This is a genomic window from Parafrigoribacterium humi, assembly GCF_040227205.1.
GTDB classification, from domain to species: domain Bacteria; phylum Actinomycetota; class Actinomycetes; order Actinomycetales; family Microbacteriaceae; genus Parafrigoribacterium_A; species Parafrigoribacterium_A humi.
The window spans coordinates 56,464-69,108 of record NZ_JBELOA010000009.1 but is presented as its reverse complement, the minus strand read 5'-3'; the positions used below and the strand labels follow the sequence as shown (position 1 = coordinate 69,108).

Below are 12,645 nucleotides of genomic sequence, written 5' to 3'. Positions count from 1 at the left end.
GGCCACAAGGGCTCCGGTGGGCGGGTGCCGGGCTCGGCTGTCGCTCAACACGGTCGGACTGGTATCACCCCGTGTGATGACGCCTACCCGCCCGCGAGTGGATTCAGCCTAACAACGCAGGTTTCGTGTGTTGCCCCCTGTTACGGGCGCACTCGGAGGCCGTCATCGTGCCGCCGGAGTCGGTGCCGCGAACCCCAGCAGTCCCGGCGCCTGTTCCTCCGTCACGAGAGCCGTGACCCTCGTGCCTTCCGGCTCGTACGTGGTCGTCAGGATCGTTGCGTGGTCGTGCAGGGCTGAGATGACATCGCCGCGATCGTAGGGAACCAGAAGGTCCACCTCGATCGATGGCTGTGGCAACAGCTCCGCGAGCGCCGCGCGCAATTCGTCGATTCCCTCGCCCGTGCGAGCGGAGACGAAGATCGCGTGGGGGGCCAACGAGCGCAGTAACAGGCGCTGCGTATCGTCCGCGAGGTCGGCCTTGTTGAAGACCACCAACTCCGCGATGTGTCTCGCACCGAGCTCGCCGATCACGTCGCGCACCGTTGCCAGCTGGCTGCCCGGGTCAGGATGTGACGCGTCCACCACGTGCAGGATGACGTCGGAGTCTGCGACCTCCTCGAGCGTCGAGCGAAACGCCTCCACCAGCTGGTGGGGAAGATTGCGCACGAACCCGACCGTGTCGACGAGCGTGTACACGCGTCCGTCATCCGTCTCGGTCTTGCGCACCGCGGTGTCCAGGGTCGCGAACAGGGCGTTCTCCACGAGCGCCCCCGCCCTCGTGATGCGGTTGAGCAGCGAGGACTTGCCCGCGTTCGTGTACCCGGTGATGGCAACGGACGGCACGGAGTTGCGCTGGCGGTTGGCGCGCTTGGCCTCGCGGGCCGGCTTGAATCCGAGGATCTGCTTGCGCAGTCGCGACATGCGCGTGTGGATGCGCCGGCGATCGAGTTCGATCTTGGTTTCACCAGGTCCACGGCTGCCCATGCCCGCGCCCGCGCCTCCGACCTGGCCACCGGCCTGTCGGGACATGGACTCACCCCATCCACGCAGGCGTGGAAGAAGGTATTCGAGCTGGGCGAGTTCGACCTGGGCCTTGCCCTCCCTGCTCTTGGCGTGCTGGCTGAAGATGTCGAGGATGACGGCGGTGCGATCGATGACCTTGACCCTCACGACGTCCTCGAGGGCACGCCGCTGGCTCGGGGCAAGCTCGCTGTCGACGATGACGGTGTCTGCGCCGGACGCGGCCACGACATCCCGCAGCTCGATCGCCTTGCCCTTGCCGAAATAGGTGCTCGGATCGGGCGTGACACGGCGCTGGAGCAGGCCGTCGAGCACGACCGCACCCGCTGTCTCGGCGAGGGCGAAGAGCTCTCGCATGGAGTTCTCGGCCTCCTCGAGGCCTCCCTGCGAGTAGATGCCGATGAGTACGACCCGCTCGATGCGCAGCTGCCGGTATTCGACCTCCGTGACGTCGTCGAGCTCGGTCGAGAGCCCGGCGACCCTGCGGAGTGCCTGGCGATCTTCTCGATCGCGCTGTTCGCCATCGCCGTCACTCCCGGCGGCCTGGCGCTTCTGCAGCGCCTGTGCCTCTCCGGAGGTGAACAGCGCGTACCCGCCGGAATGCGCGACCGCGCTCGCCAGCACGCGATCGACGACGTCGTCCGTCGCAGACTCCACAGCTTCACCTTCAGTCATTCGGTTAACCCTAGTTCCTCATCATTCGGTAGGTTCTGTGCATGGCCAGCGAGCACTACTTCTCCTCAACCCCGGATAGTGAGCTCAAACTGCGACAGATCCACGTGCAATTGGCCGGACAGTTCTACGAACTGACCACATCGAACGCCATCTTCAGCCCGGACCGCATCGACGTGGGCACGCAGGTGCTGCTGGCCCACAGTCCCGCGGCGCCTCCCGGCGGCAACCTGCTCGATCTCGGCTGCGGCTGGGGACCGATCTCTCTTACCCTCGCACTCCAGTCCCCTCACGCCACGGTGTGGGCCGTCGACGTCAACGAGCGGGCGCTGGACATGGTGCGCCGCAACGCCTCCGCGCTTGGCCTCGACAATGTCAACGCCGTGACGCCCGAGGATGTTCCCCCGGGACTGGAGTTCACGACCATCCGCTCGAACCCCCCGATTCGCGTCGGGAAGGACCAGCTGCACAACATGCTGGAGCTGTGGATTCCCCGCCTCGAGGCCGGGTCGGATGCCTGGCTCGTCGTGCAGAAGAACCTCGGTTCCGACTCGCTGCACCGCTGGCTCGAGGCCACGCTGCCCTCGGAGTTCTCCACGATTCGCGCCGCGACCAACAAGGGGTACCGCGTGCTGCGAGTGCGTCGCCGGTAGGGCTGCGCTGGTCCTAGAGCTCGATCGTTCCGGAGAACACCAGCTCGGCCGGGCCGCTCAGCGAGGCGTGCTCGCCGTCTTCTGCCGCCCACATCCGAACCCCGAGCGTCCCGCCCGGCACCTCGACGCGCCACTGGTTCGGTGCGCCCTCGCCCGCCCAGTACCGGAAGGCGAGCGCTGCGGCGACCGCACCGGTTCCGCAGGACAGGGTCTCGCCCGAGCCGCGCTCGTGAACCCGCAGTCTGATGTGGCCGACTCCGTCGCGAACCAGCGGTTCCAGTGGCACGACGAACTCGACGTTGGCACCATCGGCGGGTTCGGGGTCGAGCACCGGAATATAGCTGAGGTCTGCGGACTCGAGTTCTTCGATGCTGGAGAGTGCCACGACCACGTGCGGGTTGCCGACGTTGATGCCGAGGCCCGGGCGGGCGACCTTGAGATTCTTCGCGCGAACCAGCGGCTCTCCGCCGTCGAGCGACCAGCGACCCATGTCCGCCTGGAATCCGACCGTGTTCCGCTGCACGTCGCGCACGCCGCCGCGGGTGCCGATCACGAGGGTCTCCCCCTTGCCGAGGGTGGCGAGACCGTTCTCGATCAGGAATTTCGCGTAGACGCGGATGCCGTTGCCACACATCTCCGAGGGCGAGCCATCAGAGTTGTGGTAATCCATGAACCACTCCGCGGCCTCGTCTTCTGCGAGAGACGCCGAGCCCGCGGGCAGCGTGCTGGAGCGCACGGCGCGGATGACGCCGTCCGCTCCAATGCCGAAGTGGCGGTCGCAGAGAAGTCGCAGTTGCTCCGGGGTGAGCTCGAGCTCTCCGTCAGGGTCCGCAAACAGTACGAAGTCATTCCCGGTGCCGTGGCCCTTGGTGAACTGAAGCTCAGTCATACGACAATGCTAGTTGGAGGGCGGCCTCGGCTCGTGCATGGTCGTCGTAGTCGAGCCACTGGAGCCGCGAATACCTCTTGAACCAACTCACCTGACGGCGCGCATACTTTCTCGTGAGCGCCGCGGTCTGCTCGATGGCCTCGGCCTGGCTCAGTTCACCCCTCAACTGCGCGAGAGCCTGGGCATACCCGATGGCCCTGCTCGCCGTCACCCCCATGCCGCCCGCGGCATCGGTCAGCCCACGCACCTCATCCACGAGGCCCGCTTCCCACATCCGATCCACGCGAGTGTTCAGCCGGGCGACAAGCTCGTCGCGCGGCGCACGGAGCCCGATGACGAGTGTCGGTGTCCAGTAGGCCGCCTCGTCGGGGAGGCCGGCGCCGAAGGGCTCACCGGTCAGCTCGATCACCTCGAGCGCGCGCACGAGACGTCGTCCGTTGTGGGGACCGATGCCCGCGGCCGCGGCAGGGTCGAGCTCCTCCAGGCGTCGGTAGAGAGCACCAGGACCCTCGATGGCCAGTTCCGCCTCGAGTCTGGCGCGGATGTCCGGGTCTGTTCCGGGGAAGCTGAAATCGTAGAGCACGGAGGACACGTACAGGCCGGAGCCGCCGACGAGGATCGGAACGGCGCCTCGGGAGCGGATCTGCACGATCGCATCCCGCGCGTCCCGCTGGTAGGCCGCAGCGCTCGCGTCCTGCGACGGCTCAAGCACGTCGAGCATGTGGTGCGGGATGCCGCGCCGCTCCTCGACGGTGAGCTTGGCCGTGCCGATGTCCATGCCACGGTAGAGCTGCATGGCATCCGCGTTGACGATCTCGACAGCCTCACCGCGCGCCACCATGGCCTCGGCCAGATCGAGCGAGAGTTCGGATTTTCCGGTGCCCGTCGCGCCGACGATGGCGACGAGCGGGTGCTCAGCGCTGATCGTCCGCGGGGTCATAGAGAGGTGTTGTGGCCACCCGGATCGTCGGAAGCCCGAGCGATACGCGCCCCGAGCCACCGGATGACGCCGATGGGGCGCCGCAGGACGCGGCCTGCGCGCGATCCCACGCCTCACCAGCCGCTGTTCTGCGGACGGGGAACGGCACACCATCGATCGAGTCGGCGATGAGGTGGAACGGCTTGGCTTCCGTGACCGTCACGGTGACCATGTCGCCTGGTCGCGGAACGTCCCCACCCTGCGGTGCCTCGAAGTGCACGAGGCGGCTGTCCCTGGCCCGGCCGGAGAGCCTGTGCGTGTCTGCGTCCTTTCGCCCGTCGACCGTCACGAGCACCTCGAGCTGTGTTCCGATGAGCTTCTGGTTCTCTTCCCACGAGATGCGGTCCTGGAGCGCGGTGAGCCGCTCGTAGCGTTCCTGCACGATCTCCTTGGGGACCTGGTCGGGCATCGTCGCGGCGGGAGTGCCCTCGCGAATCGAATACTGGAAGGTGAAGGCGGAGGCGAATCGGGCCGCTTCGACAACGCGAAGGGTCTCCTGGAAGTCCTCCTCGGTCTCTCCGGGGAAGCCGACGATGATGTCCGTGGTTATCGCCGCGTTCGGAATCTTCGCCCGCACCCGGTCAAGGATGCCGAGGTACTTCTCTGAGCGATAGCTCCGACGCATTGCCTTGAGGATGCGGTCCGAGCCGGATTGCAGCGGCATGTGCAGCTGGGGCATGACGGACGGCGTCTCTGCCATTGCGTCGATCACGTCGTCGGTGAACGCCGCGGGGTGAGGGCTCGTGAAGCGGATGCGTTCGAGGCCGGGGATGGCGCCAGCCGCACGCAGAAGCTTGCCGAAGGCCTGCCTATCGCCGAACTCGACACCGTAGGAGTTGACGTTCTGGCCGAGGAGCGTGACCTCGACCGCACCGTCGTCGACCAGGGCCTGGATCTCGGCGAGGATGTCACCGGGGCGGCGATCCTTCTCCTTGCCGCGCAGCGTCGGCACGATGCAGAAGGTGCAGGTGTTGTTGCACCCCACGGAGATCGAGACCCAGCCGCTGTAGCTGGACTCGCGCCTCGTGGGGAGCGTGGAGGGGAAGACCTCAAGAGACTCGAGGATCTCGAGTTGCGCATCGCCGTTGTGGCGCGCTCGTTCCAGCAGGGCGGGAAGGGAACCCATGTTGTGGGTCCCGAAGACGACATCGACCCAGGGTGCCTTCTCGAGGATCACGCCCTGGTCCTTTTGCGCAAGACAACCGCCGACCGCGATCTGCATGCCCTTGTGGCTCTTCTTGACCGAGGCGAGCATCCCGAGGTTGCCGTAGAGCTTCTTGTCGGCGTTCTCACGCACGGCGCAGGTGTTGAACACCACGACATCCGCCTGGCCGCCTTCCGCGCGCACGTACCCCGCAGCCTCGAGAGAACCCGAGATGCGTTCGGAGTCGTGCACGTTCATCTGGCAGCCGTAGGTGCGCACCTCGTAGGTGCGTGGTGCGGGGGAAGTATCGGTCAGCGTCATGATGCTGGCTAGCATAACTCGCGAGCGAGTGGCGGCCGGAACAGGGATCAGCGGAACTGCACCCGCGAGGTGGCGCCGCCGCGGCCGACGAGCGCGGTGTCGACGGCGGCACGTACAACAGAGCCGGCATATCCCCTGCGGAGAAGGAATCCGGTGAGCCGGCGCTTCGCCGTCTCCGAGTCGAGCGAGCGCAACTGGCCCGCCCTGCGCACAGCGAGCTCGGTTGCCCTCGACCGCTCCTCGTCATCGTCGACCTGCTCAAGGGCCGCATCGATGTACTGCTGGTCGACGTGCTTAGCCCGCAGCTCAGCGGTGAGGGCCGAGCGACCGAGTCCCTTGCGTTCGTGCCGTGTCCGGACGAAATCGTTCGCCAACGCCGCGTCATCGATCAGGCCGACGCGTTCGAGCCGATCCAGCTCCGCCTCCACGATCTCCGCGTCAAGATCGTGACGCGACAGCGCGTTGCCCAGTTCCCACCGGGACTGTCCGCGCCGGGTGAGCGCGCGCATGCTGATCTTCTCCGCCTCGTCGCGCTGCTGCTGGAGCGTTTCCCGCTGAGACGAACTCGGCTGGGACGATTCCGGCAATGGCTCTGGCCCCGAGTCGCCCGTGGTCGGGGGGAGAACGCCGGGCAGAAAACTCACCCGGGCCAGGCCATTGCCGGAGGTCATCGTCAGGCCCCCGCTGCCTTGCGGCTCGCGAGCTTGTCGCTGAGCGACTCGACGTTGTCGCCCGCGGCCGCCTCGGCAGCCGCTGCAACCGCCTCCGGATCAGCGATCAGGCCCATCTTCATCTTGATCTTGCGCTCGATCTCTTCCGCGATCGCGGGGTTCTGCAGCAGGAAGTTGCGCGAGTTCTCTTTGCCCTGCCCGAGCTGGTCGCCGTCGTAGGTGTACCAGGCTCCGGACTTGCGTACGATCTCGTGCTCGACTCCGAAGTCGATCAGGCTGCCCTCGCGAGAGATACCCGTTCCGTAGAGGATGTCGAACTCCGCCTGCTTGAACGGCGGCGCCATCTTGTTCTTGACGACCTTGACCCTCGTGCGGTTACCCACGGCCTCCGTGCCGTCTTTGAGTGTCTCAATGCGGCGGATGTCGAGGCGGACAGAGGCGTAGAACTTGAGCGCCTTGCCTCCCGCCGTGGTCTCCGGGCTGCCGAAGAACACGCCGATCTTCTCGCGCAGCTGGTTGATGAAGATCATGGTGGTGTTGGTCTGGCTGAGGCCACCGGTGAGCTTGCGGAGGGCCTGGGACATCAGGCGCGCCTGGAGACCGACGTGGGAGTCTCCCATCTCGCCCTCGATCTCGGCGCGTGGCACGAGCGCCGCAACCGAGTCGACGACGATCAGGTCGATCGATCCCGAACGGACGAGCATGTCGGCGATCTCCAGCGCCTGCTCCCCCGTGTCTGGCTGGGAGACCAGCAGCGCATCGATGTCGACGCCGAGCGCTCTGGCATATTCCGGGTCGAGTGCGTGCTCCGCATCGATGAAGGCGGCGATGCCTCCCGCCCGCTGGGCGTTCGCGATGGCGTGCAGCGTGAGCGTGGTCTTGCCGGAGGACTCCGGACCGTAGATCTCCACGATGCGACCACGGGGAAGCCCGCCGACGCCGAGCGCGACATCCAGCGCGATCGATCCGGTGGGGATCACGGCGACGGGGGCGCGCTCATCGCTGCCGAGGCGCATGACGGAGCCCTTGCCGAACTGGCGATCGATCTGGGCGAGTGCTGTTTCCAGGGACTTTTCGCGATCTGCTACTGATGGCATTTCCGGCTCCTCCGGGGTCTTCGTGGTTGCTGCCCATAGGCTGTCACTCCGCTGAGGGCCGATGAGGCAAGGCCCACAACCTCCTGACAAAGGCTGGTTGTCACGGATTTCGTTGACAAGTGCGACGGTACGCCCGGCCGACGACATTCCGTCGGACCGCCGGGCATTCTGTTCACAACTCGTTTTCGAGAGCCGCTGTTGAGGAGCCTAGCGACATCCGAAGAGATGTTCGAATATTTGGTGGCGGCGTGTCGAACTGGCCCCTCAGGCCTTGCGCACCTGGCCGGCACCGTGCCAGCGATTCTCCGGAACATCCATGGCGCGGCACAGAGCGAGCCAGATCGTCCTGGTCTCGACGCCCTTCGCGATGGCCTGCCTGGCCGTGAGATCGCCGAGCTCGCCCAGGACAAGGTCGTGCGCGAGCATCTGCCCGTACGAATCGCCGAACTCCTCGCCCATGGCAATCCAGAACTCACTCAAACGCATGGGGCCAACCTAAAGGAAAAAGAACCGACGGGAAAATGCGGATGCCCGGCTCACTGAGCCGGGCATCCGTCCACCAGGCCACACCGACCCGGTAGAAGTCTCGATCGAATTGCTTACCTGACGACCAGGTCCGCGTCGAAGTCCGCGACGAGGTCGTCGGGGACGGTGTCGGGAATCACGGTGATTCCCTCGATCACGGCAAGGCGGTCTCCCACTTCGCGCATGATGACTGAGATGGGTGTCTCGAGCGCATCCGCGACCGAGGCAAGAATCTCCGAGCTGGCCTCTTTCTGCCCGCGCTCGACCTCAGAGAGATACCCGAGAGCGACGCTGGCCTTACTTGCGACCTGGCGAAGGGTGCGACCCTTCTGCAGACGAAAGTCCCGGAGCACATCTCCGATTTCTTCACGTACCAGAACCATAGGACCCTCCTCCATGTATGACGACTACACCGAACTACACCGCTGACAAACGTGCCAGGTTGAGCAACACTACAACCTCTTGCAACAAACTCTAGCCAGTGCGATCTGTGTGCCTCTTGTGAATCTCAGTCTGTAACGGGATCGTTGCGAGAAAGATTCCCGACATTCCACGATCAACTGATTCCCCACAGTTCGCCCAGTTGCACCAGTGATTCGTAGACAACACCATCGCGAATCGCCTGTCGATCCCCAGTGAGAGTGACACCCATTGCGCGTGCCCCGTCCGCGGTCGCGATGCCGATGAACGCGGTGCCCGGCGGATGCCCGCCCTGAGGATCCGGACCCGCGACACCCGTGGTGGAGACTCCGATGTCCGCGGGCGTTCCCCCGACGGCGAGCGCGGTTCGCACTCCCTGCGCCATCTGCACAGCGACCTCCGGATGCACCGGGCCATACTCCGCGAGCAGCGCCACCTCGACTCCGAGCAGGTTGTGCTTGAGTTCCGTGTTGTACGCAACGACCCCGCCCAACACCGCGGCCGATGCCCCCGGGGTGCGGATGAGCTCCGCGACGAGAAGTCCGCCCGTGAGCGACTCCGCGACGGAGATGGTGAGCCCTCGCTCGATGAGCGCGCCGACCACGCGCGTGGACAGCACTGCGGATCGCGAGGAATCAGTCATGGATACTCCTGCTGCGGAGTGCCGCGTTCACCAGGTACTGGACACCCGTGACAACCGTGAGCACGAGCGCGATCGCCATAACGACCGCATTGACCCAGTGCATCCAGTCGCCGAGCAGAAGCCAGGTCGGAACGAGATAGAGCGAGATCGCCACGGCCTGGAAGACGGTCTTGAGCTTGCCGCCGCGGGAGGCGGGAACCACCCTGGTGCGGATGATCACGAAACGGAACACCGTGATCCCGATCTCGCGTACCATGATCACGATCGTCACCCACCACCACAGCTCGCCGAGGATCGACAGCGAGACGAGCGCGCCACCGATGAGCACCTTGTCCGCGATCGGATCGAGGATCTTGCCGAAGTCGGTGACGAGGTTCTGACGACGGGCGAGCAGTCCATCGACACTGTCCGTGACGATGGCGATGATGAACAACGCCGCCGCAAGATAGCGGATCGTGCCGAGGTCGCCGGCGTCGTCAAGCAGCATCCAGATGAACAGTGGAGCAAGCAGGATACGCACCACCGTGATGATATTCGCCACGTTCCCGTTGCTCGCCGGCGTGTCACCGCTGCGAGCGATCCTGCCCCGCATCGAACTGCGAGGCCGTGCCCGCCCTGAGCCCATCGATCCCCCGAGGCCCATCGATCCCCCGGGTCCGGCCTCGTGCGACTCGCTCGGATCTGGCAGGGTCACGCGTTACTCCCGATCGGTGAGGTTCCAGGCGTCCTCGTCGGAAGCGCCCTCGACCACATCGTACCCGGCACCCTGCTGCGCAACGGGGTCTCCCCGGTATCGGTCTTCCGTGCGCTGCGGAGCCGCCGGAGCGACATCCTCGCCGCGCAGCTTCGCAAGAACGCCGGCCAGTTGCTCGGGCGCAACGAGCACGTCGCGCGCCTTCGATCCCTCAGACGGGCCGACGATCTCGCGTGACTCGAGCAGGTCCATGAGCCTGCCGGCCTTGGCGAAACCGACCCGCAGTTTGCGCTGGAGCATCGAGGTCGAACCGAACTGGGTGCTCACGACGAGCTCTGCAGCGGCAAGGAGCACCTCGAGATCGTCTCCGATGTCACCGTCGACGGCCTTGTGCTCCGTGACGGCGGCGACATCGTTGCGATATTCCGGCCTGGCCTGGCGAGTGACGTGCTGCACGACAGCGGCCACTTCGCTCTCGGTGACCCAGGCGCCCTGCACCCTGATCGCCTTGGATGCGCCCATGGGCAGGAACAGCGCGTCACCCTGGCCGATGAGCTTGTCGGCACCCGGCTGGTCGAGGATGACCCTCGAGTCGGTCATGCTGCTCACGGCGAAGGCGAGGCGGCTCGGGACGTTGGCCTTGATGAGCCCGGTGACGACATCCACGCTCGGACGCTGGGTGGCCAGCACGAGATGGATTCCGGATGCCCGTGCGAGCTGCGTGATGCGAACGATCGAGTCCTCGACGTCCCGCGGCGCCACCATCATCAGGTCGGCGAGCTCATCGACCACGACGAGGAGATATGGGTACGGCTTGAGCTTGCGCTCACTGCCGACCGGAAGCGTGATCTCGTTCGCGACGACGGCGGCATTGAAGTCGTCGATGTGGCGGAAGCCGAAGCTGGCCAGGTCGTCGTAGCGCATGTCCATCTCTTTGACCACCCAGGCGAGCGCTTCGGCCGCCTTCTTGGGATTGGTGATGATGGGCGTGATGAGGTGGGGAACGCCGGTGTACGCGGCGAGCTCGACGCGCTTCGGGTCGATCAGCACCATCCGCACCTCTGCGGGCTTCGCCCGCATGAGCAGGGAGGTGATCATCGAGTTCACGAAGCTCGACTTACCCGAGCCGGTCGACCCCGCGACGAGCAGGTGGGGCATCTTGGCGAGGTTGGCCACCACGAAGCCGCCCTCGACATCCTTGCCGAGCCCGATGGTGAGGGGGTGCCTGCTGCTCGTGCTCGCCCTGGACCGCAGTACATCGCCGAGGGAGACGATCTCGCGGTCGGAATTGGGGATCTCGACGCCGATGGCACTCTTGCCGGGAATGGGCGAGAGGATGCGCACCTCATTGCTCGCAACCGCGTAGGAGAGGTTTTTGCTGAGCGCGGTGACCCGCTCGACCTTGACGCCGGGGCCGAGCTCGATCTCGTATCTCGTGACCGTCGGGCCGCGGCTGAAGCCGGTGACCTTCGCGTCGACGTTGAACTGCCCGAGTACCCCGGTGATCGACTGCACAATCGCGTCGTTGACTTCCGAGCGGGCCTTGGGCGGAGTGCCCTGGGACAGCGTGGATGCGGCGGGCAGCCGGTACGGAGCAGTGGGCTGGTCGCGCGTGGGCTGCCTGTCGCTGTCGAACTCGCCGTGCTCACCCTTCACGGAAGCCTTGTCGGAGAACCCGGGCAGGAGACCTGCGATGAGCGGACCTCCGTCGTCACGGATGCCCGTCGCGGGCATGACACCCTCGACCTCACCGGTGAAGCGCTTGACGGCATCCTCGGCGTTGAGCAGCTCCTCGAGGAGCTCGACTCCGAAGCCCTCCTCGTGCTTGCTGTGGTCGATGACCTCGGTGGCGTTGTCGTCGCGCGAGATCACCGGGCTGTCGAAGGCCGGATCGTCTTCGCGCCTGGTCTTGTTGCGGCGCCACCACGGAATCGACGCCGGGTCGTCGTCGTCCGGGAGTTCGTTGAACACGAGCGCATCGGTGTCGTTCTTGTGTCCGTGCTGGTCGGCATCCGCGAGCTGGGCTCCGAACAGGTACGAGTAGAGCTCGCGCAGGCGGTCCCCGATCTTGTTCGGTGGGGTCTTGGTGAGGATGAAGATCGAGAGGATGAGCAGCAGCACGATCACGGGCGTCGCGAGGAACGCGGTGCCTACGGTGAGCAGGGGCGCGGCGATGACCCAGCCGAGCACTCCGCCGGCGCGCGCGAGTGCAACCATCCCGTCGGATGGCTGTGGCTGGCCGCCGAAGACGTGGCACAGCCCGCTGATCGAAACGAGCAGAAGCGCAAAGCCGATGCCGATGCGCCCGTTGTCGTGAACGGACGATGGATGTCGGAACAGCCAGGCCGCGAACACGAGCATGATGACCGGCAGCGCGAAGGCGACCCGGCCGAACAGCCCCCCGAAGGTGAACGCGTCGAGTGCCACGGCCACCGGATCGGTCGGCTGGAACCACTCGACGATCGCGCCGATGACGGCGAGCAGGAGGACGAAGAACGGCACACCGTCGCGGCGCTCCTCGGCGGCAAGGGACTCACGGCCGAGCACGCGAGCCGCTCCCCCGGCCGTGTGGGCGAGACCCATCCAGACCTTGACGAACGCGCTCTGCTCGGTGACCGGCGCGGACTTCGCCCTCGACCTGGCCGTGGGCAGGCGCTTGGTGGGGGCCGTGCCCGCGCGAGCGCGCGGCTTCGTCGCGCGCGTGCGCGACGTCGACCTGGTGCTCGTAGCCATGCGATCAACGCTAGCGCGGAGGCCCGTCAGAGCACGGTTGGCCAGGGCGCGTGTCAGTACGCGAGCAAGTTCAGACGGGATCGATATGGCCGATTACCATTTGACCATTACCCGCTCCACGCCCATGAGGCAAACGTTTACGCGGACCTTCCTGGTGAATCTCGGGCGGGCTATTCGTGAAGCT

12 protein-coding genes are annotated in these 12,645 nt (G+C 65.9%); 1 reads left to right on the top strand and 11 read right to left on the bottom strand.

Going from position 1 to position 12,645, the window contains the following annotated elements; all coding sequences use genetic code 11:
• Positions 1 to 162: 162 nt before the first annotated feature.
• Entirely contained in the window at positions 163 to 1,695 is a 1,533-nt protein-coding gene (gene hflX / locus ABUA28_RS12615) for a GTPase HflX (protein WP_349904537.1), read from the bottom strand.
• Between the two features lie 41 nt (positions 1,696 to 1,736).
• Between hflX and ABUA28_RS12610 the strand changes: the two genes are divergently transcribed.
• The gene (locus tag ABUA28_RS12610) at positions 1,737 to 2,345 is read left to right on the top strand and encodes a class I SAM-dependent methyltransferase (RefSeq protein ID WP_349904536.1); all 609 of its coding nucleotides are present in this window, start codon (positions 1,737 to 1,739) and stop codon (positions 2,343 to 2,345) included.
• Positions 2,346 to 2,358: 13 nt separating this feature from the next.
• On the opposite strand, the gene dapF is transcribed toward ABUA28_RS12610, so the two are convergent.
• The 10 genes from dapF to ABUA28_RS12560 form a co-directional block, all read right to left on the bottom strand.
• Entirely contained in the window at positions 2,359 to 3,234 is an 876-nt protein-coding gene (gene dapF / locus ABUA28_RS12605; protein WP_349904535.1) for a diaminopimelate epimerase, read from the bottom strand.
• A complete protein-coding gene (miaA, locus tag ABUA28_RS12600) occupies positions 3,227 to 4,174 on the bottom strand; it encodes a tRNA (adenosine(37)-N6)-dimethylallyltransferase MiaA (RefSeq protein WP_349904534.1) in 948 nt (315 codons plus the stop codon). The genes dapF and miaA overlap by 8 nt, the downstream gene beginning before the upstream one ends.
• Positions 4,149 to 5,678, bottom strand: coding sequence for a tRNA (N6-isopentenyl adenosine(37)-C2)-methylthiotransferase MiaB (gene miaB, locus ABUA28_RS12595; RefSeq protein WP_407075447.1), 1,530 nt, complete (start codon positions 5,676 to 5,678; stop codon positions 4,149 to 4,151). The genes miaA and miaB overlap by 26 nt, the downstream gene beginning before the upstream one ends.
• A gap of 47 nt (positions 5,679 to 5,725) precedes the next feature.
• Positions 5,726 to 6,349, bottom strand: coding sequence for a regulatory protein RecX (locus tag ABUA28_RS12590; RefSeq protein ID WP_349904532.1), 624 nt, complete (start codon positions 6,347 to 6,349; stop codon positions 5,726 to 5,728).
• 2 nt (positions 6,350 to 6,351) lie between these two features.
• A complete protein-coding gene (recA, locus tag ABUA28_RS12585) occupies positions 6,352 to 7,446 on the bottom strand; it encodes a recombinase RecA (RefSeq protein ID WP_349904531.1) in 1,095 nt (364 codons plus the stop codon).
• Positions 7,447 to 7,710: 264 nt separating this feature from the next.
• A complete protein-coding gene (locus ABUA28_RS12580; RefSeq protein ID WP_349904530.1) occupies positions 7,711 to 7,932 on the bottom strand; it encodes a DUF3046 domain-containing protein in 222 nt (73 codons plus the stop codon).
• 113 nt (positions 7,933 to 8,045) lie between these two features.
• Entirely contained in the window at positions 8,046 to 8,354 is a 309-nt protein-coding gene (locus tag ABUA28_RS12575) for a helix-turn-helix domain-containing protein (protein WP_325519247.1), read from the bottom strand.
• A 173-nt stretch (positions 8,355 to 8,527) separates the two neighbouring features.
• Entirely contained in the window at positions 8,528 to 9,034 is a 507-nt protein-coding gene (locus tag ABUA28_RS12570) for a CinA family protein (protein WP_349904529.1), read from the bottom strand.
• A complete protein-coding gene (pgsA, locus tag ABUA28_RS12565; protein ID WP_349904588.1) occupies positions 9,027 to 9,626 on the bottom strand; it encodes a CDP-diacylglycerol--glycerol-3-phosphate 3-phosphatidyltransferase in 600 nt (199 codons plus the stop codon). The genes ABUA28_RS12570 and pgsA overlap by 8 nt, the downstream gene beginning before the upstream one ends.
• Positions 9,627 to 9,731: 105 nt before the next feature.
• Complete coding sequence (locus ABUA28_RS12560) at positions 9,732 to 12,461, bottom strand: FtsK/SpoIIIE family DNA translocase (RefSeq protein WP_349904528.1); 2,730 nt, start codon at positions 12,459 to 12,461, stop codon at positions 9,732 to 9,734.
• Positions 12,462 to 12,645: the final 184 nt, after the last annotated feature.